At 42.5% G+C, this 26483-nt stretch carries 25 protein-coding genes; 16 read left to right on the plus strand and 9 right to left on the minus strand.

Annotation, left to right across the window (positions count from 1 at the left end):
- Positions 1-17: 17 nt before the first annotated feature.
- Genes J5X92_RS10160 through J5X92_RS10175 form a run of 4 tightly spaced genes read right to left on the minus strand, consistent with a single transcriptional unit; the run spans position 18 to position 5729 of the window.
- Positions 18-2243, minus strand: a complete 2226-nt coding sequence (locus J5X92_RS10160; protein ID WP_208805648.1) for a TonB-dependent siderophore receptor — start codon at positions 2241-2243, stop codon at positions 18-20.
- The gene (locus J5X92_RS10165) at positions 2240-3562 is read right to left on the minus strand and encodes a DUF3526 domain-containing protein (protein ID WP_208805649.1); all 1323 of its coding nucleotides are present in this window, start codon (positions 3560-3562) and stop codon (positions 2240-2242) included. The genes J5X92_RS10160 and J5X92_RS10165 overlap by 4 nt, the downstream gene beginning before the upstream one ends.
- On the minus strand, positions 3559-5010 hold the full coding sequence (locus tag J5X92_RS10170) for a DUF3526 domain-containing protein (protein ID WP_208805650.1): 1452 nt from the start codon (positions 5008-5010) through the stop codon (positions 3559-3561). The genes J5X92_RS10165 and J5X92_RS10170 overlap by 4 nt, the downstream gene beginning before the upstream one ends.
- A complete protein-coding gene (locus tag J5X92_RS10175; protein WP_208805651.1) occupies positions 5010-5729 on the minus strand; it encodes an ABC transporter ATP-binding protein in 720 nt (239 codons plus the stop codon). The genes J5X92_RS10170 and J5X92_RS10175 overlap by 1 nt, the downstream gene beginning before the upstream one ends.
- Before the next feature lie 312 nt (positions 5730-6041).
- Here J5X92_RS10175 and J5X92_RS10180 point away from each other — a divergent pair, with 312 nt between their 5' ends.
- From J5X92_RS10180 to J5X92_RS10220, 9 genes are all read left to right on the plus strand, one after another.
- Complete coding sequence (locus tag J5X92_RS10180) at positions 6042-7214, plus strand: glutathione S-transferase (protein ID WP_208805652.1); 1173 nt, start codon at positions 6042-6044, stop codon at positions 7212-7214.
- A 245-nt stretch (positions 7215-7459) separates the two neighbouring features.
- The gene (locus J5X92_RS10185; protein WP_208805653.1) at positions 7460-7924 is read left to right on the plus strand and encodes a DUF4262 domain-containing protein; all 465 of its coding nucleotides are present in this window, start codon (positions 7460-7462) and stop codon (positions 7922-7924) included.
- A gap of 234 nt (positions 7925-8158) precedes the next feature.
- The gene (locus tag J5X92_RS10190) at positions 8159-8752 is read left to right on the plus strand and encodes a hypothetical protein (protein WP_208805654.1); all 594 of its coding nucleotides are present in this window, start codon (positions 8159-8161) and stop codon (positions 8750-8752) included.
- A 93-nt stretch (positions 8753-8845) separates the two neighbouring features.
- Positions 8846-9502, plus strand: coding sequence for a DUF2971 domain-containing protein (locus tag J5X92_RS10195; protein ID WP_208805655.1), 657 nt, complete (start codon positions 8846-8848; stop codon positions 9500-9502).
- 323 nt (positions 9503-9825) lie between these two features.
- Positions 9826-10413, plus strand: a complete 588-nt coding sequence (locus J5X92_RS10200; protein WP_208805656.1) for an ABC-three component system protein — start codon at positions 9826-9828, stop codon at positions 10411-10413.
- A gap of 3 nt (positions 10414-10416) precedes the next feature.
- Positions 10417-10920 carry an ABC-three component system middle component 5 gene (locus J5X92_RS10205; protein WP_208805657.1) on the plus strand — a complete coding sequence of 168 codons (504 nt, stop codon included), beginning with the start codon at positions 10417-10419 and terminating at the stop codon, positions 10918-10920.
- Positions 10910-12793: an AAA family ATPase gene (locus J5X92_RS10210; RefSeq protein ID WP_208805658.1), complete on the plus strand. Its 1884-nt coding sequence runs from the start codon at positions 10910-10912 to the stop codon at positions 12791-12793. Before J5X92_RS10205 ends, J5X92_RS10210 begins: the two co-directional genes overlap by 11 nt.
- A gap of 98 nt (positions 12794-12891) precedes the next feature.
- Positions 12892-13272, plus strand: coding sequence for a DUF4160 domain-containing protein (locus J5X92_RS10215; protein ID WP_208805659.1), 381 nt, complete (start codon positions 12892-12894; stop codon positions 13270-13272).
- A gap of 384 nt (positions 13273-13656) precedes the next feature.
- Complete coding sequence (locus J5X92_RS10220; protein ID WP_208805660.1) at positions 13657-13971, plus strand: IS66 family insertion sequence element accessory protein TnpB; 315 nt, start codon at positions 13657-13659, stop codon at positions 13969-13971.
- On the opposite strand, the gene J5X92_RS10225 is transcribed toward J5X92_RS10220, so the two are convergent.
- Positions 13965-15374, minus strand: a complete 1410-nt coding sequence (locus J5X92_RS10225) for an IS66-like element ISAma4 family transposase (RefSeq protein ID WP_126873483.1) — start codon at positions 15372-15374, stop codon at positions 13965-13967. The two genes, J5X92_RS10220 and J5X92_RS10225, sit on opposite strands and share 7 nt — an antisense overlap.
- A gap of 137 nt (positions 15375-15511) precedes the next feature.
- On the opposite strand from J5X92_RS10225, the gene tnpB reads away from it, so the two are divergent.
- The 3 genes from tnpB to J5X92_RS10240 all read left to right on the plus strand — a co-directional run bounded on the left by tnpB (position 15512) and on the right by J5X92_RS10240 (position 18468).
- The gene (tnpB, locus tag J5X92_RS10230; RefSeq protein WP_013784480.1) at positions 15512-15862 is read left to right on the plus strand and encodes an IS66 family insertion sequence element accessory protein TnpB; all 351 of its coding nucleotides are present in this window, start codon (positions 15512-15514) and stop codon (positions 15860-15862) included.
- Positions 15863-15948: 86 nt separating this feature from the next.
- Entirely contained in the window at positions 15949-17451 is a 1503-nt protein-coding gene (locus J5X92_RS10235; protein WP_126874086.1) for an IS66 family transposase, read from the plus strand.
- Between the two features lie 411 nt (positions 17452-17862).
- Positions 17863-18468, plus strand: a complete 606-nt coding sequence (locus J5X92_RS10240) for a hypothetical protein (RefSeq protein ID WP_208805661.1) — start codon at positions 17863-17865, stop codon at positions 18466-18468.
- A gap of 67 nt (positions 18469-18535) precedes the next feature.
- On the opposite strand, the gene J5X92_RS10245 is transcribed toward J5X92_RS10240, so the two are convergent.
- The 4 genes from J5X92_RS10245 to J5X92_RS10260 all read right to left on the minus strand — a co-directional run bounded on the left by J5X92_RS10245 (position 18536) and on the right by J5X92_RS10260 (position 22874).
- Positions 18536-19513: a transposase gene (locus J5X92_RS10245; RefSeq protein WP_208805662.1), complete on the minus strand. Its 978-nt coding sequence runs from the start codon at positions 19511-19513 to the stop codon at positions 18536-18538.
- Between the two features lie 183 nt (positions 19514-19696).
- A complete protein-coding gene (locus tag J5X92_RS10250) occupies positions 19697-20194 on the minus strand; it encodes a GNAT family N-acetyltransferase (protein WP_208805673.1) in 498 nt (165 codons plus the stop codon).
- Positions 20191-20463 carry a DUF1778 domain-containing protein gene (locus J5X92_RS10255; protein ID WP_208805663.1) on the minus strand — a complete coding sequence of 91 codons (273 nt, stop codon included), beginning with the start codon at positions 20461-20463 and terminating at the stop codon, positions 20191-20193. Before J5X92_RS10255 ends, J5X92_RS10250 begins: the two co-directional genes overlap by 4 nt.
- Before the next feature lie 431 nt (positions 20464-20894).
- Complete coding sequence (locus J5X92_RS10260) at positions 20895-22874, minus strand: hypothetical protein (RefSeq protein WP_208805664.1); 1980 nt, start codon at positions 22872-22874, stop codon at positions 20895-20897.
- Positions 22875-23155: 281 nt separating this feature from the next.
- On the opposite strand from J5X92_RS10260, the gene J5X92_RS10265 reads away from it, so the two are divergent.
- The 4 genes from J5X92_RS10265 to J5X92_RS10280 all read left to right on the plus strand — a co-directional run bounded on the left by J5X92_RS10265 (position 23156) and on the right by J5X92_RS10280 (position 26457).
- The gene (locus J5X92_RS10265; RefSeq protein ID WP_013784180.1) at positions 23156-23860 is read left to right on the plus strand and encodes a spondin domain-containing protein; all 705 of its coding nucleotides are present in this window, start codon (positions 23156-23158) and stop codon (positions 23858-23860) included.
- 10 nt (positions 23861-23870) lie between these two features.
- Positions 23871-24593, plus strand: coding sequence for a spondin domain-containing protein (locus tag J5X92_RS10270; RefSeq protein WP_208805665.1), 723 nt, complete (start codon positions 23871-23873; stop codon positions 24591-24593).
- 129 nt (positions 24594-24722) lie between these two features.
- Complete coding sequence (locus tag J5X92_RS10275; protein ID WP_129738223.1) at positions 24723-25436, plus strand: response regulator transcription factor; 714 nt, start codon at positions 24723-24725, stop codon at positions 25434-25436.
- Between the two features lie 4 nt (positions 25437-25440).
- A complete protein-coding gene (locus tag J5X92_RS10280) occupies positions 25441-26457 on the plus strand; it encodes a histidine kinase dimerization/phospho-acceptor domain-containing protein (RefSeq protein ID WP_244360557.1) in 1017 nt (338 codons plus the stop codon).
- Positions 26458-26483 lie beyond the last annotated feature (26 nt).

The following is a 26483-nucleotide window of genomic DNA, read 5'->3' on the forward strand; positions in this document are numbered from 1 at the left end:
GCTTTTTACTAAAAAGCCTAGAAACGATAAGACGCCGACACTCTAAAGCGGCGCGGTGCACCTGGCTCAACCCATACATCGGCAAAAGAGTTGGTGTAGTGCTCTTTATCGAAAAGATTGTCTACTTCTGCACGTACCACTAAGTTTTCAACCGGTTCAATTTGCGCAAATGCGCGCACGGTAGTGTAACTAGGTAAATAGAAGTCTGTTGCTGTTTGGCCTAAACGCTCATCTACGTACAACAAACCAGTGCCTAGGCGAACCGGCATATCTGAAACCATAAGGCTTTTGCCTACTTGAACGCTAAGCTGATTTTCAGGCACGTTAATTAGCGGGTCGCCCGCTTCAATAGCGGCCACAAAGTTAGCGTCAGCCGCATCGTTGGTACTTTCTGCATCGATATACGCATAAGACACCCACAACGCAATGCCATTGCTGAACTCAGCGTTAATATCTAGTTCAACACCACGACTGCGCGCTTCACCGCCAGGGGTTAAAAAGAAACCGTCAGACGCTTCATCGCTGCTATCGAACACCAAAATATTGCTTTGATCGATATTAAAGATAGACAGGGTGATGTCGCCGCGAACGTTGTTAAAGAACGACGTTAGGTCGGTTTTTACACCTACTTCGGTAGACTCAGATTGGTTTGGTTCAAACGGATTACCTGCATAATCAGAACCCGTAAGTTGGCGAAATCCTTCACCGTAGGTGGCGTAAAAACTAATGCTGTCATCAAGTAAATACACTGCACCTAACTGAGGTGAAAATTGGGTGTCATCTTGCGAGGTAATGGCTACCGGATCGCTTAAGCGGTTTTGAATTTCTTGTTCAAATTTGTCAATTCGACCACCAAAGCGCACTTGAAATTTATCGGTAATGTTCACTTGGTCTTGAATATACATACCCCATGCTTCTTGGGTTTCTAGGCGGTTTAGGTTGTCTGATAATTCAACATCAGCCACAGGCGAGTAATCTGGGTTAAGAATATCTACCACAAGATATTGGCTTAAATCCAAATCGTTAATGTCTGTATCGCCAGAAAAATAAGATGGGCGGTAGCGCAAGATAACCTGATCGTTTTCAAACTTATCGTAATCACCACCAATAATAACGCGATGGCTAATTGAACCCGTATCAAACTCACCGGCTATTTCGCCGCGCAGTACTACATAATCGGTTTCAAAGTCGCGGTAGCGTTTAAAGCGTGAAAGCAAGGTTTGATCTGGGTCGATAAACAAGGTTTGACGCCCTGCAAAGTTGGTTTCTAGTGCATTACCTTCAAAGGTAGTGTCACGCAGGCCAGCGCCAATAAGTAGGTTCCAGTCATCGTTGAGTTCGTGAGAAATCTCAAGCTGGTGCCCAACCACGTCGGTAGTAATTCTATCGCCAGATGGGTCGCCCACGAAGGTTTCAATAGGCTGTATACCTAACTTACCATCCACCGCAATAACACCACGGTCGAAGGGGATTTTTTGATTTGTGTATTCAAGCTCGTAGGTAATACGGGTATCTTCAGAAAACTCCCAGGTAACAGAAGGGTAAAAGCCTAACTTTTCGGTTTCTACCGTATCTCTGAAGCTTTCAGCGTCTTCGTAAAAGCCCACTAAGCGAACGCCAACGTCTTCTTTTGCGCCCGCTACCGTTTGCACGTCGGCTTCAATGCGCATTTGATCCCAACTGCCATAAGTGGCTTTTACTTCGCCACCTGAAACAAATTGTGGGCGCTTGGTCACCAAGTTTACCGCACCGCCAGGTTCACCACGGCCAAATAAAGCCGCTTTAGGGCCTTTTAATACTTCCACATGGTCGATACCCGCCAAATCACGAGGGCCGCCAAAGCCACGGCCAGCATTAAACCCATTTACCAAGAAACCACTTGGTAGGTTTTCATCACCAGAAAAACCACGAATGGCAAAACTATTCCACAACCCACCAAAGTTATTCTGCCTGGCTACCGAAGCAGAAAGATCTAATGCATCATTTAAGTTAATGGCACCGGCATCACCAATTAAGCCTAAGTCGATATCTTGCGCGGCGGCAGGCACTTCTTTGTATTCAAATGCACCTTGATAAGCGCGGTGCATGCCGTGTACCGTAATTTTCTCGACCTTTGCTTCTTCGTTTTTTTGAGACGCGCGTTGGGCATTTGTTTGACCGTCATTTGTTTGAGCAAAAGCAGGGGCATTGAAAAATGCAGCAATACTGATGGCGAGTGTAGATTTCACCCAGTTATTTTTCATTGGTGTTTTCCTGTGTGTTCATTTTTTGTTGTAGTAAATTGTGAAGTTGTAGTGAATTGTGGAAGCTGCTTAAGGCTGGCTTCTGTAAACTCAGGCGCAGCAAAAAGTTGTTGGTAATAAAACTCGCGCAAGGATGCGTGAAACGCGCGCACCTTATTTTCATAATCAATCATAGATTGCACGTTGGTGTTAGCGGTGTTCGATAGCAAACGCTGGGTTAGTAACGAAGGCGATAACAAAGACACATAACCTGCCAGTTGGTTTTTTCTAAGGGTGGCTTGTTGATAAGCGTTAGAAAGTTCGCTTGCCCGTTCATCGCCAACTTGTTGAAAAGCGTAATACCATTTCCAGTTAAACGAACCATCACGTTCAGGATCGTACGCCGTGTAATTAGCCCACTGTGGATGAGTTTCAATAAACTTTTCCCACGTGGCTTCTATCGGCTTATCCCAGGCGCCGTTTACGGCTTCACGTTGTGTAAGCACAATATCGCCACCTTCCGGTGTATCGACAATCGCATTAATAACGGTATGGCCGGTAACCGGCACTATTACGGTGGTAATAAGCCATACACCCAACATTAACGAGGCAAGGTGGGTGGCACTGTATTTAGCAAAACGTTGCGCCGCGCCAATGGCCAATACAATGGCAGACCACACGCTTATAGTACCCAGTACAATAACGCAGGCTAACAAGATAGAACGTAGCGATGCGCCATTTACAATGGCAAAGGCAATAAAAGGAATAAGTGTAACTAAAGCTAACGGCACCAGGGTAACTAGCGTACGCGAGGTCCATACCGCATGGCTATTGCGCGCCGTTACATTAAGTAAGTCGAAACGTCTGGCTTCACGCTCTTTTGCTTTTAAGTCGTACAGCAACAAGATAATAAATAGCGGTAGTAACACGCTTACCACAAAGGCAAAATCGAAACGCCCTAAAAAGGCTAATTCTGGGTTGTCGGTGTCGCTTTCGTATATTTGGCCTTCAAGGGCTAACATACGTATACGATGCTTCCACGGAAACACATCACGTTCACCCACAACAGCAAAGGCGAGGGGCGACGGCGGCGCATAGGTTAGATGAAAGGCGTAATACGCCACCATGCCATAGCTATTTTGATGGGAAAGCACCGCTTCACGCTCTACAGTGTCTTTTTCTAATAAGCGTTCAATAGTCGCTTGTTGCGCCTGCATTTCAGCATGACCCGACCACAAGGCTACCGTGCTTAATAGAAATACCACCAACAAGGTTAATTTGAATTGGCGGTGTGCAAACACAAACCCCGCTTCGCGCTTAATATCGTTAAACCGCATCATGGGTTTAGCCTCCTTACTGCAAGATTAAGAAGTAGTACAGCAACACCCACCCAAAGAAGAAGTTGTAAACAGTACATGGCAGCACTGCTTAAGCGCGCCATGGGGGCTTCGGGCTGGAAACTAAACTCAGACAATACTGCCCAGTTACTGGCTTCTACTACCGCTTTATCTGCGGCTTCTTCGCTAGCATTGCGGTTCATATCAAGTTTGTAATCAAGCTTTTCTACGTGCACTTTGTTTAAGCCTTGTACAAACTGCATACGTAGCATTTCGGCTTCACGCAAAAAACGGTGGTGAGTTTCAATACTGGTGCCCGCAAGCAGGGTAGAGAATGAACGCAGTGCCACGGTAGGGGAAAGCCAGCCAAACTGCCTTGCAATACGCGCTTGGGCTAGTTCTTCTTGCATGCGGCTTTCTGCAAATTCATTAATGACAACAGCTTGGCGCTGCTCTGAATATTGCGCCACTATGCCTCGAAAGTTCACGGGAAGGTCGTTTACCGAATCGACATTGTATTTATCGAGAAGGTCTTGTTTGAGTTTAACAAAAGCCGGATCGTTAACATCGTGACCATCACCTAAGCTACGAAGCTTTTCTTCTACTTTGAAGTCGGCTTCTAACTTACCAATAGAGGGCTCTAAACTGGTCGCCACACTGCTGCCCATTCTAGGTAGCAATATGCAAGCGCCCATCCAAATAACGATAAGCACGGTAAAGCTGGCACTGCTTTTTTCAAATAACGTAGAGCAGGCGGTAACCACCACAGCCCACAACATGAAGTAAAGCATGTAACCTAAACAAAAAAGGGTTACCACTAAGGCACTTTCATTGGAAAAAGCGACATACACGCAAGCTAATAACAAGGGCAGTAAAAAAATACCGCTAGCCAGCATTAAGGCCACTAGTTTTCCCAACACCAACTGCCAACGGCTAGCGCCTTGGGTAAGTAATAAAGTGAGAGTGCCTGCTTCACGTTCCCGTGAAACACTGCCGTAGCCAATTAAAATAATAAACAGTGGTGCCAACACCAACGCCAAAAAGCTTGGCGTTAAGCTACTAAAACGGGTAAGCCCTGCAGACTGACGCTGCTCGGCAAACATGGCACTGTTTTGCCTGTGGCCTTCCAAGAAAATAGCGTTACCTGTGTACGTGTCTACACCCGGTTCTATTACGCTAAGCGGGGTAGGCGTACGAAACACATAATGCCCGTAATGCACCATGCGGTGCGGATGTTTGTCGGGCTGGGATAAAAAGCGTTCTTCAGCTTCATGTTGAAGGTGTTCTCTGGCGTGCGCTGCCTCTTCAATATGAAAGCTATTTACCACAAGTGCAGCTAGGGTGAGTACACTGCCCAAAATTAACACCGTGGTAGCAACCTTGGTTCGAAGCCAATAACGCCACTGTTCGGCGCAAATTGTTTTTATTGTTTTGCTTATGATTCCGGCCATTATTTACGCCCAGCAAAGGCTGCGTGAACGGCTTCGGTATCGATAGGCGTATCGCCCGAACGTTCAAACGAACCAGTAAGCTTGCCGTTACTTAGCAACACAATACGGTGCGCAACCTGACAAGCCCCATACACATCGTGGGTTACCATAAATATGGTGGCACCATTGTTTGCTAACTCCGACACTAGCGAGTTAAATTCATCAATAGCAGCAGGGTCGAGGCCAGAGGTAGGTTCATCTAAAAACAGCACTGGGGCATTACGAAGAATGGCTAATGCAATGGCGGTTTTTTGCCTCATCCCTTTTGAGTAATTCGATAAGGTGTTGTGCCAGGCATTTTCTTGAAGCGCTACTTTTTTAAGGGCTTCATGAATAGCTTCGTCCGTTTTTTCGACACCAGCAACCGACAAAAAGTAGCGAATGTTTTCATACCCTGAAAGGTGACCATAAAGCGTGACCGACTCCGGTAAATAAGCCACCGACTTTTGCACTTCATTAGTATTGTCTGCTACCGACATACCCATAACAGACGCTGTGCCAGTGCTAGGTTTCATTAACCCTAAAAAAGTTTTAAGGGTTGTGGATTTACCCGCACCGTTTCCACCAAGAAGGGCAAACACCTCACCTTTGCCTACTTCAAAATTAAGGTTATCAAGAATAGTACGTTGGCCTATACGTATCGATAATTCACTAGCACTAATTACAGATTTTGATGTCATTGATTTACGGTATAAAGTCGAAATTTAGTGATATGTTATATTGTAACATTTGCGATGTGAAATACTTTTTGCTTTTTTCGTTTATATAGCTACTAAGCGGTTGGGAAATGACTAATTGGTGGTGATTAGATGGCTAGTTATTGGTGCGTAGCTGGGTAGTAAGTAAAGAGTCGATGGCTAATAAATAAAGAGTAGAGGCTAGTAACTAGCCACCCTTATGGCGCTATATCATTGAACAAAATAGGCATTTCATAGACGTGAACATGACTTACTATTATCTTGTTGTTATTCAGCGTTTAAGAGTATGTTGTAGTGTATATTTTGTATGGTTCTGAAGTGTCTTTGTATACGGGTAAAATTCGCGCTTACCTTAACTATAAGCAACTGCCTTTTACCGAGGTGCTGTCTACCGTATCGGTATACAATAAAATTATTCGCCCGAAAACCGGTGTTACCTTTATTCCGGTGGTGAAAACCCCTTCAGATGAATACTTACAAGATACCGCCCGCATTATTGATTACTTTGAAGCGCAGGCTAATACACAGGCAGATACCAACACCAATAATCTATCAGTAGTACCCACCACACCCGCACAGCACCTTGTAAGCGAACTTTTCGCCCTATGGGGAGATGAATGGCTGGTTATTCCCGCCATGCACTACCGCTGGAACAAAGATAACTTTCCTTTTATATACGAAGAGTTTGGGCAAGTAGTTACCCCTAAAGCCCCCAAATTTGTTAAAGCGTATTTTGGAAAGAAACTAGCCAAAAAGTTTCAAGGGTTTGTGCCACTGTTAGGCATTACCGAGAAAAGCATTCCGCATATAGAAGACTGGTACGAAAACACCGTTCTGCATTACTTAAACGAACACTTTGCTACTCATAAATATTTGCTGGGCGATAAACCCTGCACTGGCGACTTTGGTTTATTAGGCCCATTGTATGCTCATTTATACCGCGACCCTGCACCTAAAAAATTAATGGATAAGCTAGCACCCAATGTAGCCGCTTGGGTTAAGCGAATGAATACCCCTAGCGCTGAAAAGTACAGAAGTGCCGCTGCCAGCAGCCCTGCTAACAACCCCGCCTTTTTAGAAAACGACGAAATACCCGCAACCTTATTACCGCTATTAAAGGATATGTTTGCCCAGCAATGGCCGGTGTTGAAAAACACTTCAGAAGCGTTAGCTGATTGGCGAGAGAAGAATGCGGGTAATGAAAATACTTCGCGCTTTATTCCAAGAACAATAGGGCAGCACACTTTTAAAATAGGGCAGGGCGAAGCTGAAAATGTAGAAGAGCAACGTTTTATATTCAGCTTTCATCAGTACAAATTACAACGTGTATTAGATGTGTTTAATAGCATTGAACAGCCGCGTCCTGAGTTGATGAGTTTGTTGGATGAAGTAGGGGGCTTGGAATATATGCAGTTGAAGGTGAAAGACCGGGTTGCTTTTGTGGGGAATAGATTGGTGTTTGGGTGAATTAGGTTGAGGTGATTGGTGGGCTGTTTATTTATACAGTTGGTTGCTGTTTTAGAGCTGTTGGAAATAAAAAGGAATTATTCCAGAATGTGGGAGTGCCTTTGAAAGGTTGGAGTGTAATAGATTGATAATAGGTTGTTTTCGTGCGAAAGTTTGTGAATTAGGGAAATGATGTACGGAAACTTTCCATCTTGTATAGAGGAATTTTTTCGTATAATAAGCTGTTATATTTCACGGAGAATTGAGTGGACGAACAAGACAAAAAAGCACTCGATAATATCGACAAATATGGGTGCCATGTATTAAATATTATGGAAGGTGATGGTGAGCCGTGCTTTACATATTCGATTGGTATTGAGAAATCACAGGGTAAGCCTGATCTTGTCATACAAGGTCTCAAACGAGAACTCGCTCACAATATTGTGAATGATTACAAGGATCGTTTGCTGTCTGGAGAAACATTCGAACCCGGCAAGTACTATTCTGATTTTATTGGTGGCTTAGATGTATGTTTTATTGAAGTCGCTAAGTCTCACTATAAAGAATATTTTGGTTGGGGCTTGTGGTTAAACAATGGTGACAATTTTAGAATGTTGCAGCTAGTTTGGCCTACAACGGAAGGTGTGTGGCCATGGCATGAGGGCAAATCAGAATATTATCAATGGGCACAGCCGCTCTTAAATAGTTCTGGGGAGTTAAGTGAAATATAACAAAACAATTAATTGGACACATCCTCGCTGGCTGCGCTCGTACCTCGCGTATTTTAGCCAACTCGTCTGTGCCATTTATTGTAAGCGTTATGTTTTTAAGGAGTCATCATCGAAGCTCAAGAGTTAGTTAATAGTTTAAGTCAGATTCAATTTAAACAAACTTTAAGTATAGATACTTACTTTATCATACTTATAGTCTCTGCATTAGGGGCTTGGCTTGCTTCTTATTTTAAGGTGAAAGGAAAAAACTTTGCCAATAAAGAAGACTTCAATGAGCTAAAAACTCAACTAGAAAATAATACAACTGCTGTAGAACAAATTAAAACTGACTTATCACATAAAAGTTGGATATCTCAACAAACATGGATAAAGAAACAAGAGGCTTATGAAGCAATTTTCAATTGTTTATTTCATGTGAAAAAGTATGTTTCTCATAGCGAAAGCGAATACTACGAATGGGAACATTACAACCATCACTACCCTGAACTTGCTTATGAAATGAATGATGAGTATTCAATTAGGATTTGGGAGCATGAGAAAGAGGAATACCTTAAAAAATCACAAGACCCAGCGACAAAAGCAGAAGCTGAAAAAATTAAAACCAAATATGATGAATCCCTAGCCAAGCTTTTCCATATCATCGAAGTTAAATCCATATACTTGGATGAAAAAGTTGGAAATACTATTAATGATCTTAAAAAAGAACTATCAACTACACAAGATTATGAAGATTGGGATGAACATTTTTTCCGTCAATCTAAAGCAGTCAAAAGCACCGAAACTAAGTTAAAAGAAATAAGTATTGAAGAGTTGAAAATCAAAACATAACAAGTCATTTCAGTAGGACAAAAAACAGCTGGTTTTTGCTCGTACCTCGCTAATTTTAACCAGCTATTTTATTGCCTCTGAATGAGGCGTTAGGTGCCGATATTAGCTATGCTATTTTATTACTTCACATCTGCAAAATACGGAATTGAGAACCTCAAAAACGAGCGTTTGAAAATATCCGATTTTTCAAACGTAAATGATCCATTTGAGCTTTTAGGCATTGAATTACGAGATGAAGTTGTTCGCAAGGCCGTGAATTTTGAAAAGTCTAAAATTTCGGAAAAATATGGTTTGCTCTGTTTTAGTGAAGATAAGTACAATCCTGTTCAATGGGCTCACTATGCTGACAATCATAAAGGTGTTTGTCTAGGATTCGAAATTGATGAAAAAAAGCTTCGGAAAGTTAAATATGTTTCAGAGCGCCTTGTAAAAGAAACCTTAAATCAAGCCGATTGTAATGAGAAATTGTTAACTACCAAGTTTAGCCATTGGAGTTACGAGCAGGAAAGGCGTTTAATAATCCAAAACACTAATGATTCAATAGCTAATCAAGGTTTGCGCTTTAAAGAATTTGATAGTGATATGTTGCTTAAAGAAGTTTATATAGGTTGCAAATCAGATTTAGTTTTTGCCGATATAGTTGACGCTTACGCTAGCAAAAATAAAAGCGTGATTGTAAAGGTAACTAGACCATCATTTCGAGATTTTCGTATCGTTTGGGATAAAAGTAAGAAAAGTGTCCGCACCTAACAAGGGTTTTCAAGTCGGACAAATTACAGTTGGCTTTTTGTTCGTTCCTCACTTATTTTAGCCAACTGTAATATGCCGCTTAAAACGGCGTTAGCAGTCACGTTGTTACCTGGACACTTCATTAGAAGGATGAATTGATGGAAATTTTGAATAAAGTAATGCAATTTCTAGTAAGTAACTATGAATGGTTGTTTTCAGGTCTGGGGATACTGGTTCTAGGTCTTTTTTTTAAGAGCAGGTCTTCATCTGTAAACAAAGTTACACAAAAAAACATTAAGGCTCGTGGAGATGTCATTGGACGAGATAAACATTGAGAAAATAAGATGTTTGATAATAACAAGGTAGTACAGTCAGATATTGAAGCTAATAAAGTAATTGGAAGGGATGATAACAGTACAACCCACAATCACTTTTATAACAGAGTTGTAAATTATAGAGAAGATCTGGTTTTGAAAAGGCTATTGGATGAGCATGAGATAGAAAAGAAAAATGACCCTAACTACCAACAGTTTTCTGACGATTTAAATAATTTTTTTAAACATAAGTCGGTTGAAAATCTTAGAGATCTAAATAAGAAACTTATAGATGGAAACAGGAGGAATCTTGTTGACTTAGCGATGGAGTCAAAGGAAAGAGTCACAAAAAAAATACATAAGTTCGCACTGTATAAATCCGCACAAGATATATACACCTACTTACTAGTCAACATTAGAACTGCCTTTAAGCATTGCGTTGAAAGTCGAATAAAGTCGGGAAGGTTCGAAATATTTGAGATTGATGACATAGTTAAAGCTGAAATTATAGAGCCATTTTTCAGTAATGTTCAAGGTTCTAGTTTATGTATTGATATCGATGAGTTGTATGGGATTTTGTATCTTCTAACTGGCAACTGTCACATCGAGTGGGATTGAACAATGATTATTTATCACCATAGAAATGATGTCTTTAATTGTATTTTTAGATTTCTATCAATTTTCAGTATTTTAGATAGAGAAAAAATTGAATTCGAAAGGCTAAAAATCATCGATTTTTATTTTGCTTTCCCACACTTGCTCGCGACTACCACAATACCAAGAGCTGCAGGTAGTAGTAAACTTAAGAAGTTTGCACAGACCTTGAGTATTCCTTACGAAAATTTTCCTAGCAACAGGATCCTTTTTTCAGAGATGGGCGATTTCCAATCACAAGCTCTAGATATTCTCCGTTCTAAAGAAATTTTGATTCTTGACGATGGATGGTTGAGTGTTGGAGAGGTTTTTTTCCGAGAAGAAGTTATGCGACTAGTTAACGATAGTAGATTTACATCTAACCCGGTATTTAAAACGCTGGTAACGGTTTTTATGACTTGTAATCTTCATGGGGCAAATGGTCTGAAAAGTAAAACAGGACTTATGGAGTATAGATACGATGCAGTATAAACCTTTTCTTATAGTAAACCGTCTAGTCGTAACGAAAGGGAAGAGTGTTGTTTACGATGAGGTTTTCAATCAAGGTGTGAATATAATCCGAGGTAAAAATAGCTCTGGTAAGTCCACCATTGCAGACTTTATATTTTACGCCCTGGGTGGTGAACTTACGAAATGGAAGGAAGAAGCATCTGCTTGTAGTCATACTTATGTTGAGGTCAATCTTAGTGGAAAGTGTTTTACGTTACGCCGAGAGGTGCGTGAATCATCTAAGACTGGGATGGATATTATTGCTGGGTCATATGATTTAGCAAAAAGTAAAGACATTGTAAGCTGGTTGCGCTACCCGTATTCAGCAACTGAAAACAAAGAAAGTTTTTATCAGGTAATACTTAAAGAACTAGGCATACCTTACTCAAAATCAGAAAGTTCTAGCAGCTTAACATTACATCAGCTCTTGAGGCTGATGTATGTTGATCAAATGACATCATTAGATAGGTTGTTTAAATTTGACCATTTTGATAACGCAAACAAAAGGAAGGCAATTGGAGAGTTGTTGATCGGCCTGTCTGATCTAAGCCTTTACCAGCATAGGGTAAGGCTTCAAAGATTAGATAAAGAATTGACAAAAAAAGTTGATGATATTGGAACTTTGCATAAATTTTTTGGCAGCGAAATTAGAACTGCTGAGGAAATAGACATTCAAATCGAAAAGAAGAAAGAAGTTCTTGAAAATTTAGAAAAGCAGCTCGAGTCAGGCCAAGTTGAGGTTAGTGAGGTAAAAACAGAAGAAAGTCAATCTCTGATTCTTAGGCGAGAGATAAAGGATTTAAGAGATAAGTTGAAAACACTGGAAAACCGTAGGCTAAGCGTAAGTTTTGAATTAACTGATTCCGAAAGGTTTGTTAGCTCACTACTTTCAAGGCTTGAGGCGCTTGATGATACTTCTCGTACAATTAATGCGTTGTCAAATATCGGCTTTAAATACTGCCCATCCTGTTTTAAAGCTACGCACTCTAGACCAATAAATCAATGCTGTTTATGTGGGGTGGAATCACAGGACGATGAGGCTAGCGTCGATCCAACCTTTAAAATTAGAAAAGAAATAGAATTTCAACTGTATGAATCAAATTCAATGATTTCATTACGGCAGAAAGAGCTAGCCGAAATTGATTCAGATATTGATGAATATAAAAGAGTGCTTGAAACAAGAAAATCAACACTGGATGTAATAGAGCAACCCCTTAGAAAGGTTAGCCAAGAGACTAGAGAGCTTCTTATTCAAATAGGTATTACAAGTAAAGAAATAGATCAATTTGCAATAGCGAAATCTAGATTTTCAAATTTATATGAGCTTTATAAGGAGCGAGACGCAATTCAAACTGAATTTACTCATCTTTTTGATGCCGTAGCGAGACTTGAAGCAAACCTCGAAAAGGAAATGAGCAAGAAGAAAAAAATAATTTCCAATTATACAATGGAAATTGTGCAGGCTGATATTAATCATGAAGAAGCTTTCAACAATGCACAAAATGTTGAGTTTGATTTTGGAGAAGACAGGGTCTCTATAGATAACAGAGTATTATTTTCTGCAAGTTCAATGGTCTATCTAAAAAATTCGTTCCGGTTAGCATTGTTAGAAGCTTCCTGTAATGATCCTTCCTTTTTATACCCGCGATTTCTATTAATGGACAACATTGAGGATAAGGGAATGGAACCGGAAAGGAGTCACACTTTTCAGAAAGAGATTATTAGAGTTTCATCTGAAATAAAGGTACCTCATCAGATAATTTTCACAACCTCAATGATCGATGATGACCTCGAAGGTTCGAGTTATTGTGTTGGGAGATTTTATCACGATGCAAATAAGAGCCTTAATGTATAGTGGCAGAGACTGCTAACAAGCCACTGCATTCGGATATTTTACTCGCTCCGCTCACAAAATTCCGGTGAGTGGAGCGTTAGCAGTCAAGGAGGACAAATTTGTACATCGTAGATTTTAAAGATAGCTGTATCGAAGAGCTCGGTGAAAGTTTAGATAGTGGTCCTATCATCAAACTTAAGGAAGAAAATGATGGTATCCATGAAATATTTTCGATTAAAAAGCAGCTTGTCGCTCGCAACGGCGGATACAGATTTCACATATACGCAAACGAACATCCACCACCACATTTCCACGTGAAGTATGGCGAAGAAGAAAATAGCTTTTCTTTATTGGACGCATCTCCACTTCATCCAAACAATGGATTGAAAAAGTATTTTAAAAATATCAAAAATTGGCATTCCAAGAATAAAGAAAAACTAATAACCGCGTGGAACAGTTCTAGACCAACAAACTGTCCTGTAGGAAAATATGACTGCTAACAAAACGCTGTTGGCACTCCCTTCGGTCGCTGGGACGCAAACACGGGGCCGCTTCGCGATTATAGCCCCGTGCATGCGCCCCTTAAGACTAACCAAGACAGGCATATTAGGGAAGGTAAAGCTTTTTATGAAGGCTATATTCGTCGACTAAACAAGACAGGCATCTTTGTGTACAAAGTTATACATTTTGTGCCTGTCTTACTCTCTCTTTACTCTCTCTGGTTTATAAAAATTTAGAAGAATTCAAACAAAGATCTGTCTAGTAAAGTCTGATGGGTTCAGTACGCCTTTATATGATTGTTCAAAGGTGTCCGTCCGGTAATCCCCACATTCAATTCATAGGTTTTCTACGTCATGGTGCTCTCTTTGTTAAGGAGAATGACCATGGCGCATCATCAACGAAGAGAAGTAGAAGACTGGCTCAATTTATTTGAGCAACAAAAACAAAGTGGACTCACAGCGGTGGCGTTTTGCCGCCAGCAACAGATTAATGTCCAAACCTACTACACCAGGCGACGTGATATTCGTCTTCAGCGTACTCACAGCAAGTTCGTTCACGTCAAACGTGAAGTAACAAAGGTTGAGTCACACACCGATGAGACCGGTGGCGAACTTCTTCTGCAACTTGGGAGCGCTCATCTTAGCGTGCCAACGAATGTTAGCCCTCACTGGCGTAACCGTTCACCAAGGCCCTATTGACAGGCAGCTTTGAAGTCGTCGAGCAGAGGATAGGACGTTTTGTTCAGCGTCGCTTCGAGAATGGCGCGGAGCCAATTCAGTGGATTCAGCTTTTGTTTCCGGCAGGTTTCGACGATGGTGAGTATACGTTGTCTGAACAGTTCCCCTCGGTGAGACCACACACCATAGCTGCCTTTTCGCCACAGCACATAGCTTCGCAATGAACGCTCGGCTTCATTGTTAGTGAGAGGGACGCCATCGTGACTGAGGAATACCCAGCACATGTCATCGTGTTTTAGCAGTAGCTTACACCGGTTCTGATAGCGGGGAGTCACACAGCGTCTTGATGCCAGTTCAAGTTGCTCTCGCCAGGCGATGCGTAGTTTTTCCATCCGGTCCAGGTATCGCTTTTCACTTAGTGCGTTACTCTCATACCGGTGTTGCAGCCGGAACAGTATGCGAATGAGCCTGACTAACGTCGTTCCATAAGTCTTGTTCGTTCCCCAGCTTTCCGCCAGCGCATTCATGTTTCTTAAGATATGCGCCCAGCACAATTGACGGTGGTCTGAATCGATGTAGTGATAACCGGCATACTGGTCAGTAACAACAATGCTTTCCGGATTATCGCCGAGTAGTTTCTTTGCCGCCCAGGCGCCACGTGAGAAGTGCGTCATAAAGCATGATAATTCTGCTGTGCATACCTGCCACATCCAGCGGTTTTCGTTACCACGCTGATGACGGGTTTCATCGCAGTGCACCACCGCCTCAGTGCGCATCGTCTCTTTGATATCCTGATACGCTGGCGTCAGTACTGAACTAACCCGGCCCTGCGCTTCAGAGATAGCACCGCGACTGAACGATAAACCGAAGTTCTGTTCGAGCTGCTGCTGGATTTTACTGATACTCTGGTGAAACTGCCCCGACTGCATTGCCACATAGGCTAGCAGGTTATTGCCCATCTGCCCCTGATTCACGTTGTCAGGTAGCGTTGCTTTTACCGTTTTGCTGCACTGACAACACTGGCCCTGATGCAACTGATGTTCGACTACAGAGAATGCCTGGCTGGGAATATCAAATACCTGATGCCGACGATAAGGGGAATCATTGATAGCAATGTCACCACCGCAAGCACAAGTATCGTCGGGATAATAGGTGCGCGTCTCATCAACGGTATCGGCCAGCATCCGCTTACTGCCTTTATGGCCGGATTGCGCACCGCGCTTACGGCCTGTCGGCTTTTTAGCTGGCGCAGAAGAGGACGCCCCCGGCCCATTAGACGATGGCGGACGCGATGAATTACGACTGTTTTGATTCAGTCGGTCTTCGAGGTCATTTAGCCTGTCCCAGAGTGTACTAATGAGCTCATTGGCATCATCGAGATTAGTAGCGACGGGTGGCTTTGTGGGCTGCTTTTTACGTGGCATGAAACCACTCTGACAGACTGGCGGGATCAATCAATAGGATCCCCACGATCATTGAAAATAAATATTACTAACTGTCAATAGGGCCCTGGTGAACGGTTACCTCACTGGCTTGCTACCGTGATGAAGGCACTAGCTGAATGAAGATGTTTGTTGAGCCTGCCGACGTTTATTTATACATGGATATCGTCGACTTTCGTAAATCGATTAATGGCTTGATTGTAGTGGTCGAACAGAACATGGAGCTCAATGCCTTTCGTGATGCGCTGTTTGTGTTTTGCAATAAAAAGCGCGATAAGCTCAAAATACTCTATTGGGATAAAACGGGCTTTGCGCTTTGGTACAAACGTCTCGAGAAGCATCGGTTCAAGTGGCCTGTCGATGCTAACTTACAGCATCTGAATGTAAGTGAACAGCAGTTACAGTGGCTGTTATCAGGCTACGATGTAATAGGCCATCAGCCGTTGCACTACAATGCATCCGGCTTATAACCTGTGATCATAAGTAGCGATTAACGATCACGAAATCGTCTTAATAATGTCGGTAAATCAATGCATTATTACATTATAATAAGACCATGAATATTGATATCGAAAGCTTACCTGATGACCCAGCAACATTGAAAAAGGTGTTGTCGCAGGTGATGTCTCGCTATCAATATCTTGAGGAGCAGTTTCGTATTTCCCAGCATAAACAGTTCGGTCAAAGCGCCGAAGGTCATCCTGGGCAAGGTGAGTTGTTTAATGAAGCGGAAGCGCTTGCTGTTGAATCAGATACGCAAGAAGAAGCCATAAGCTACACGCGTAAAAAGCCCACACGTAAACCGTTACCCAAAGGCCTACCTCGTGAGGTTATCGTTCACGATATTAGCGACGAAGAAAAAGTCTGTGGCTGTTGTGCAGGTGAGCTACATCGCATTGGTGAAGATAAGTCAGAAAAGCTTCAGTTTATTCCTGCTCAGGTCAAAGTGATTGAGCATGTTCGCCCTAAATATGCGTGTCGTACCTGTGAGAAAGACGGTATTAGCAACACAGTAAAACAAGCGCCTGTACCTCACAGCGTTATCCCTAAAGGTTATGCGACCCCAAGTTTATTAAGCCAAATCATTACCAGCAAATATCAGTATGGGTTACCGCTGTATCGACAAGAGTCTATGTTCAAACAGCATGGTATCGAATTAAGTCGTAAAACCATGGCTGACTGGATAATCCGCTGCGCTGAGCTATTTAAACCGCTTTATGACCAGCTCCATCAACATATCCTGAAACAACCGGTTATCGCGGCGGATGAAACCACGCTGAAGGTCGTTGAATCTGAGAAAGTGAATAGCTACATGTGGTTGTACGCCAGTGGCGCTGACTCACCTACCGGTAATATCTCGGGGACAGAGATACCTAATATCGTGCTGTACGACTATCACAATAGTCGCGCTGGGCAATGCGCCGTAGACTTCCTTAAAGGTTACAGCGGCTACTTACAAGTGGATGGCTATCAAGGCTACGAGCAAACGCAAGCCATACTCATTGGTTGCTGGGCACATGCACGCCGTAAGTTCATGGAAGCCAAAAAAGGCGCAGGTAAGAAAGGCAGTGGCAAAGCGGATTGGGCACTCAATCACATCCAAAAACTCTACCGCCTAGAAACCCAGCTAAAAGATAAAACGGTAGAGGTGCGATATATTACAAGACAAGAAAAAAGTGTGCCGTTACTGAGCCAGCTTCATATGTGGCTAATGAAATCGGCTCAACAAGTGTTACCCAAAACCAAGTTGGGCGAAGCGATACAATACTGCTTAAACCAATGGAAAAAGCTGGAACGCTATACACTCGGCGGGTTATTGAGTATCGATAATAATCGCGCTGAGCGCGGGATAAAGCCGTTCGTCATAGGTAGAAAAAACTGGCTGTTTAGCCAAACGGCCACGGGCGCCAACGCCAGCGCTGTTCTCTACAGCATCATCGAAACGGCTAAAGCCAACGACCTGAACGTATTCGAGTATGTGATGACTTGCCTTGATGAACTCAGCCAGCCCGACGTCAATATCGAGCAACTGCTACCATGGCAGTTTGCTAAGCGCTAGGTGGAATTATCGGACGCTTACGTTCAAAGCTCTAAATTTGTGCAATTAAGCACCAATATAGTGTGTGTCATTTAGAAATGATAAGTAGTTAAATGTACCCAATATGTGGTCTAGGTAGTCAGTTCAAACAATAGCATAGTAGGAGTAAATGCTCGTTGGTCGGTTGGTATAATCCTTGCTTCTCAGAATTAACGGTATATAAGATTCTTGGTGTTAACTTCTGATTTTGATGTTACAGGAATGTGGTCTATTTAGCGGTTTATTCGATGAACTATTTGATAATCATCTTAAGGATAAGAAATGACTCGCTTACTAAAAACTCTCCTACTATCAATGATTTTGCTAACATCATTTGCTCATTCCGCGTTGTTGACTTTTAATTTAGATGGCAATGTTTCCGGTATAAAAAATATGGCCCTTAACACAAATTATGGTGGCGATATTTTTGATATAGACTTTATAGATGGCTCTTGTATTGAATTGATAAGCGCCTGTAGTTTCGATTCAAGTGTGTTTAATTTTAATGCTGTTGCTTTCTGGCCCTCTGCCGGAATAAGAAGTGCCTTGGGAAGCTATTTAGATACGCCTGAGTTAATTGAAGGGTGCGAATCCACACAGTCTTGTAATATCTATATACCGCAAGGCACGTACTGTTGTTCTTTTAGTTTAAGTGGTGAACTGTTAAACGTGCAAAGTGGCCCCAATAACGATATTGCATACTCAACATCTAACCTTGGTCCGCTTCGTGACACCGACTTAAGGCTTGACGGTAATGGCACTTATGCTCTCATTACACTGGCTGATGACTCACCAGTAATAGCCGCGTCAAGTCCAAGTATATTGTGGCTATTCGTTCTTGCACTGCTTTCTATTGTACGGCTAAACAAGACAGGCATATTAGGGAAGGTAAAGCTTTTTATGAAGGCTATATTCGTCGCTAATTGTGTAGGTAAACGTTTCTTTTTAGTTGATGGTCAGAAAAAAGCAGAAGTGCGTATGCGATTAGCAGGCGCTTAAGTGTATTTATTTCTTAGCCGCGTAAAGTGACAATTAGTTTGGCGAGATTTGCTATTTAGATGCAACGCTATCCCAGTAATCGCATTGCACTTTGTCGCCCTTGAACCCGTTGCTGATGTTGATTGTGTGCGTATTGCTCAAGGTGAATCACTTTACCAGCGGCCTGCTTAAAGCAGGTTTCAAACTGCGTGGTTAAGATTAGCCATTGCTCGTGTTCAATATTGAGACGTTCTAAAATGCATGGCAGGCTATGTTCAACCTTGCCGCGCTTGTTTGGATGAATATATCGGCTTGTTATATCTATAAGCTGTAAGTAGTCTGGGAGGGTAAAAGGTAAACCTTGCGGCATCTCTTGCTTTGGGTTGCCCGCAAATGGCATAAGTCGTTTGGGGGTTTTGCCTACCCTGGCTGCGTTAATACGGTATTTAATGCTGGTATGGTTAGATGTTTCGGGTGTTTTGGCCATTTTTGCCCGTACTGGGTTTAAATCAACATAGGCCATGCAGGCGGCAAGGGCCGACTCATCTAATAGCGCTTGAGATTTAAACCGTCCTTCCCAAAAATGCCCCGTGCAGTCATCCTCTTTATTGGCAGCCCTGGCAATATATTCATTCAGTGCACGCATAAACCAGCTGATATCAAATAGCCGTTTACGCCATACCTCAGCCGTTAACTCCACCGTTTTAATCTGGGTTTCATGTAAGTCTTTGCGTAAATCTGGTGATATATAGCGCTGCGAGAGTAGGGTGCCTTTGTAAAGCCTGTGCCAACGTTGAATCACGTCTTCTGTACTTAGTGCGTCCGCCTTCTCTTTAGCTATGTGCAACACCAGATGCGTATGATTACTCATCACCGAATAAGCACATACATCAATGGCAAACACCTCACTCAAAACATGAATACGGTCTTCCACCCATTGGCGACGATGTTCAAAGCTTTTACCATTTTCCTCGCCACACAAAAAGGCACGACGAACACAGCGGGAAACACAGTGATAATACGGCGTATCCAATAAACTAATTTGCGACTTTCGGGCTTTAGGCATTGCGGCTGTCTAACTCTGATTGACTCGTTTACCAGTTTGAATAGCCATTCAGATTAAAGAAAGTGTACTAAGGGACAGTTTTGGTGTTTTCGAATTATGTTTTCGAATTATGCCTGTCATGGTTAGTTATTGGTGTTTTCGAATTATGCGTGTCACGTTTAGTTACTAAAGACTAGCGGTTAACTAGCCTAAGCTTGCTCTCACATCTGCAATGGAGATGAAGAGTTTGTTTTCAGCGTCTTGAAATGCCTGAAAACCATAGCGTTCATAGAAATGTTTTGCTCCGTCTTTGGCATCAACAATAACAACTGGAAATGCAACGCTATCACTAGCGGCTAATAGCTTTGTGAGTGCGTCGATAAGCAGCCACTCACCAAAGCCTTTCCCTTTGTATCGGTCATCGACAGCAAGACGGGCAATCAGAACACCAGAGGTGGATGATTGGTGCTTTTTTTGTAACTTATCAGGCAATGCCTGTAAGTCAATTGGTGTCATTGTTAGCGTGTAAAGGCCGATGACATGTGAGTTGTCGCTATCATCTTCCAAAACAAACGTTCTGGTGTTGTCCTTTTTTGCTTGCTGACTCGCCATTACCTTTAAGTAATTATTGAGAGCTTCGATGCCACAGTTGAATCGGTTTCTATCGTGTTTAGCTTTATCTAGCAGTACCGTATTCATTATTGAGTTTTGTTATCGTATCGATCAGCAGCAGCTTTTAGTTTTGAGTTCTGTGTTGCAGGGCGGTCTAAAGCTTCCATGAGCAACATCGCATCAGCTTGGCTCAGTTTTAAAGCCTGTTCACGTTCGATGACTTGTTTAGCTTTTTCGATTGCAGCGCTTAGAACAAACGAGTTGATGCTAGACATGCCGGCGATCGCGGCAGCCTTAGTAAGTAAGTCTTGTGTATCGACATCAACTCTAGCGGTGATGCGAGGTAAAGTAGTAGCCATAATGTTATCTCCTGTTGTGTCAAAATGTCACATGTGCATTATGGTCTTAAAGTGTGGAATAAGCAATTTCGGTGTCACTTTGGCACGCAAACTACCAAACAATTTAAGATTGATTCGGCACGCTTGGCAATGACCTTAATCGCTAACACGCTTTTTAAAAGTAAAAATACTATTGGTTTTTTCATTCCTTTCAATATTATACACTCACTATATTTAGCCACTCGTTGTCGAGATTTATAAAATGGAAAGCGAATAAGGGAACTAACAATGAGCATTAAAACCCTATTAACCCTGTTGTAACTGAGCGCGAGTGAGTGCGTTACAAGTCAAGTCAAACTACAAATTTGCATAGCGAAATTGGCATTTTCCTGACAAAAAAAAGCCCCTAATGAAAGGGGCTTACATAGCTTAATTTAAAGCGTATCTAACGCTTATTGATTCAACGGCACGCTACTATTATGGCGAACTAGCCCTTTTAGCGTAGGCATCGTTTCTTCACAGTTTTGCTCAAAGTCGACGGCTAAGCTTTCTACATTGCCACTCTCGTCGTAACTTAGTTCCAGTATTTCAAATCTTCCGCTTAATCTATTGCAGCCTCTGCTCGCGCCCGAGAAATCTAAGCCTGGGCCCGTAGGGGATTGAAATGGCCATCTGGTTGCACCTTCATATACCCCAACACCTAATACTTCATCAGTGGGAGCGGCAAGATCTAACGTCCACCAATCGTCGGTTTGATAGTCTACCGATAAGTAATGAGGTGCATCTTCATGGCTGATAAAGGTGAATACACCCTCATTTTCAGTGAACAAGCGCTGTTCGCCGCCACCAACAAAATCACCCTCTGGGCTATCGAAGCTTAGAATTGTACCAAATGGATCAACGTACTCTAGTACCATTTTTTCATTTACGCTATATCCGTATTCCGAAGTAATAACAACTTCGATAGTAAGCTCACTGTCAGCAGTTTCTGGTACTGTAAATGTTGTGCTAGCCGCGTTTGGTGTTTCAAATACAACACCTGAATCACTTAACTCTTGCCACTGATAGGTAAGTTCACCGTTGGTATTATTACCTGTATCTTCTGCACTTAACCTAGGTGTATCGTTAAATCGATAGAGATGAGTTTGCGAGGTTACCACCGGAATAATGTCGTCACGGGTTTGCACCGAAGGTACGTACATATTGAAGCTTTGTTGATTAGTACTTGTTACTAAAAAGCTTGATAAACCATAAAACGAATCGGCCATCAGACTCTCTTCAGGGGTAATGGTAACCAAAGCGCCGTTAATCTCAACGCTAGCCGTTACTTCATCGTAAGGCCAGCTTTCAGATTGGAAAGACATCTCACCGTAATCGGCTACAATCGACTCAACCGGTCTAGAAAATACTAATTGGTAGCTATCTTTAAGGCCAAAGTTAGATAACGTATTTTGATTAAGCACGGATACAGACGTAAAGTTGTCTGAACGAAATTCTGCAATATATTGAGTAATTTGGCCGTTTATGCCGGTTATTGCACCTTCAATTGCATCATTCCAGTACATCGAGAAAAAATCGTCTTTATATTTAACATCGAACAAAGGAGAGTTTTCAACAAAGTTAGCTTCAATGGTTACACTTTCAGTGCCACCAGTGGATATAGTCAATTCACCCTCGTTAGGGAACTCGTCAAAATATCCAGAAAACGGGGTAACTTGACTCAATGAGTATGTGCCGTTTAAGGCTTCATCCCTAATATCGCCATCTACACTTACGCTATATTGCGCTTCTGAAAATTCTTCGCGCTTTACAATTTGGAGATTGCTAAGTGAAATGATTGTTTCACCATTTATGTCAACATCAATTCCAGTCGGTGTTGATAGGGTCATAACAGACTGAGTTTCTTCACGCTGATAATCTACATGTAGTGAACCTACCAGGTTGACATTATCATCTACGGTTAACGAACTGGCATCAATGGTAATATCGTAATCCGATTGCTCGTTGAACGCTGTTACAGAATAACGAACGGAGCCATCTGTAGAGCCATTTAAACTATCCAGATAACATTCTCTGTAGGTGACCGTTACTTGGTCACCGGCTGAAATCACAGAGTTATCGTCGTTATCGGTGAGTGTTTGTTCATATATGCCACCATTAATACAACTTCCTTTTCTGTTGGCGTTAATGTGCGCTGTGGTAAACAACGTGTTATGAGCAAGAAAGCTGAGTTGTAACAAGCTATCTACTGAAGACAAGCTAATACCACTTGCTTCACCCGCATAGTCAGCAAGACTAACAGGGGGCGTAACCTGAACCGGAGGGGTAACAGGGTCTGTACTACCGCCACCACCACCACCACAGGCACTGATGAGCGAAACGGTTAATAAAGACAATAGGGGAGTTTTATAATTAACAGAGGGGTACTTCACGTAGACTTCCTTATCTGATTACGGTTTTTTATAGTTTTGTAAATATTAGTAAAGATATATTTTAGATGTTGTTAACAGAATGGCAAGTTAAAATATACCGCTAGCCTTAACACTTCATATTCTATTTTTCATGAAAAATTCCCCTCAGCTACCCGTCACTTTTTACAAACCTGTTATGTCATCAGTACAGTTTTGTCCCATTTTCTGGATACTTTCGTGACATCTTTCTTTCAGTATTGATAGGGCGTTAACACAAACCTATTTATTACTAAGGAAACATCATGAAGCGATTTAATAAAATTTCTGCAGCGGCATTGCTTGCGTTTGCAAGCCAACAAAGTTTCGCTGCTGATATAACAGTAGAAATTCAGAACTTAACTCACGGGTTGTACTTCACACCTATTGCCGCTGTGGCGCACACCGCTGATGCTAGCTTATTTGAAGTAGGCGAAGCTGCCAGCACTGAATTACAAATGATGGCCGAAGGCGGCAGCTTAGACGGTATTGCTACCATTGGTACAGCTATTGGTGCAGACGTAATTGCTAACCCTGCAGGCGGACTGTTAGCGCCTACCATGTCTACGTCAGCCGACTTAATGACAGCCGACGACAACGTTGTATTGTCGGTAGTAGCGATGATCCTTCCTTCTAACGATGGTTTTATCGGGTTAGATAACTGGGAAATTCCAACAGAAGCTGGCACTTATACGGTTTTCATTAATGCTTATGATGCGGGCACAGAAGCTAACGACGAATTACGTGGTAGCGGTGAACCAGGTATGGCGGGTATGCCAGTACCACCACCATTAGACCCATTACTTGGTAATGGTGGAACCGGTGTAGCAGGCGCAGATACTAACACTACCGTACATATTCACCGCGGAAACATTGGCGACGACTCGTTAACGGAAGGTGCAAGTGATGTAGATAACGCCGTTCATCGTTGGTTGAACCCAGTAGCTAAAGTAACAGTAACCGTACGATAAGGAGGCTGTTATGCAATATTTAGCCAAACATTATAAAAAAGCATTGGTACTTACGTTACCCTTTTTGCTTGCGGCGTGTGGTGATGACGATACCCGTGAAGTAATTGTAGAAGTAGAAGTGCCAGCTGAAATTCCCGATCCAGTGCCGGTATCGTACGACGTAACCGTAACTAATTTAACCAATGGTCAGCCAGTTTCGCCGCCTGCGGTAGTGCTGCATAGCGAAGGTACGTTGTGGGAAGTAGGTGCCGTTGCATCGGTGGAACTAGAGCGTATTGCCGAAGTAGGCGATTCAGCCGACTTTTTAACGTTAGGTGATGCAAGTGCTGGCGGCGTTGGCCCAATTACCCCAGGCGACTCACAAACAATTAGTGTCACTATTAACGATATCACTGACGCTAACCTGACTATTGCTGCCATGCTGGGAAATACTAATGATGCCTTTACCGGTATTAACAGTTGGAGCCTAGCCAACCTTGAAGTAGGCGCTACCTATACGACTGTTAGGCCAGCTTATGATGCAGGTACGGAAGCAAACACAGAAAGTGCTGCAACAGTACCAGGCCCTGCAGCGAACGGAGAGGGCTTTAGCCCAAGTCGTGACGACACAGGGTTTATCTCAATGCACCCAGGTGTGGTGAGCTCGGACGACGGCCTTTCAACCTCGGCGTTAACGGTTGAACATAAGTTCGATAACCCGGTTATTCGTATACAAATTACGCGAACTGAGTAATGAAAAATAACGCCCAAGACTTAGACTAAAGTCTACTTTAACGGGCGGGTAAATAAAAAGCGTTAATCTTGTGAAAGATTAACGCTTTTCCATCGTTCTATTAGTTTTTGAACTGTGGCTTTCCCAAACATGACCGACAAAATATTAATTGTTGAAGACGACCAAGATATCGCAAATTTAATGCGGGTTAATCTGTTAGAACTGGGTGTTGAAATAGAACATCAAACTGACGGAAAAGTAGCACTGGAATGCGCGTTGTCTGATGAATACGCCATTGTGATTTTGGATGTAATGCTGCCTAGCATGAGCGGTTTAGATATATGCCGCAAGGTGCGAGATGCCTTGCCTATGCAAAGCATTATTATGCTTACCTCGAAAACCTCTGAAACCGACAGAGTATTAGGGTTAGAGCTTGGCGCCGACGATTACATGACAAAGCCATTCAGTGTAAGAGAACTGCAAGCAAGGGTGCGTTCTCAGCTTCGCAAATATCATGTGGTGCAACAAACTCAAACCACGCAACAACAAACAGATACACCGTTAAAACTAGGCCGCCTTGTTATCGACCAGCGAAATCATCAGGTATTTTTATCTGAAGAAGAATTGGTACTAACCGCCACTGAATTTGAATTGCTTCATCACTTAGCCAGTCACCCTGGGCAAGTGTTTAGTCGCAGCCAATTATTAGAATCGGTGTGGGGTTACCATCATAGTGGCTACGAGCATACGGTGAATTCACATATAAACCGGCTGCGTTCGAAGTTAGAAAACGACGCCACCGCGCCCCAAATTGTACAAACCGTATGGGGTGTAGGGTACAAATTTAATCCTCAAGGAGTGTAACTCTATGAAATTTGGCTTTTATCCTCGCCTTGCCGTGTGCTTGGTTGGCGTATTTATGGTGGTGATGATTGCCTGTTTTTACTCCACGAATTTATTACAAAAACGTACTCAACAAGAAGCAGAGCAAAAACTGCATATTGGGTTGGCGGAACATCTTGTTAGTGATAATCCGCTGCTTAAGGAAGGGGTGTACGACTACGAAGCCCTTGGAAACCTTTTCCATACGCTAATGATTTTGGGCCCAAGTTTTGAGTTCTATTATTTAGACCCTGAAGGCACCATTCTTACGTATTCGGCCGAGCCTGGAAAAGTGAAAGCCGAGGCGGTGGATATTGCCCCTATAAAACAGCTTATTAATACCCATCGCGGTTTTCCTATTGAAGGCGATGACCCAAGAAACATTGGCCTGCAAAAAATATTTTCTGCGGCACCGGTTTATAACAACGAACAACTGCAAGGCTATTTGTATGTGATTATTGGTGGTGAGCGTTACGACTCCATTATCGCGAATTTACAAAATAGCCAGAGCATGCGCGAAGTCGCATTATTTATGTTTGTTGGTTTGTTTTTGCTTTTGCTAGCGTTACTTGTGTTGTTTAAATATTTCACCATGCCGTTAAGACGCTTAAGCGATGATATGGACCGCGTACGAGAAGCCGATTTTCATCGAGAAAAACTACCCCCTAATTTGGCTACATGGAACAGAAACAGCGCCAACGAAATAGACCGCTTAGGCTGTGCGTTTACCGATATGCTTACCCATATAGACAATCAGTTCGACCAGCTTAATAAAATTGATAGCCAACGGCGTGTACTGCTTGCCGACTTATCACACGACCTGCGTACTCCTTTGGCTAGCCTGCAAGGTTACATTGAAACATTAGCGCTAAATGAAGACAGTTTATCTAAAGAGGACAGAAGGCATTTTGTAGATGTGTCGCTTAAAAACGCGAAAAACTTAAAGCATCTTATTGACGTGGTCAACCAAAATCACACAACCCAGTTAAGCCGCTTTTTGTAAGTTAGCCATGTCAGCCTCATATTGAT

The organism is Alteromonas sp. K632G (genome assembly GCF_017653625.1).
GTDB classification, from domain to species: domain Bacteria; phylum Pseudomonadota; class Gammaproteobacteria; order Enterobacterales; family Alteromonadaceae; genus Alteromonas; species Alteromonas naphthalenivorans.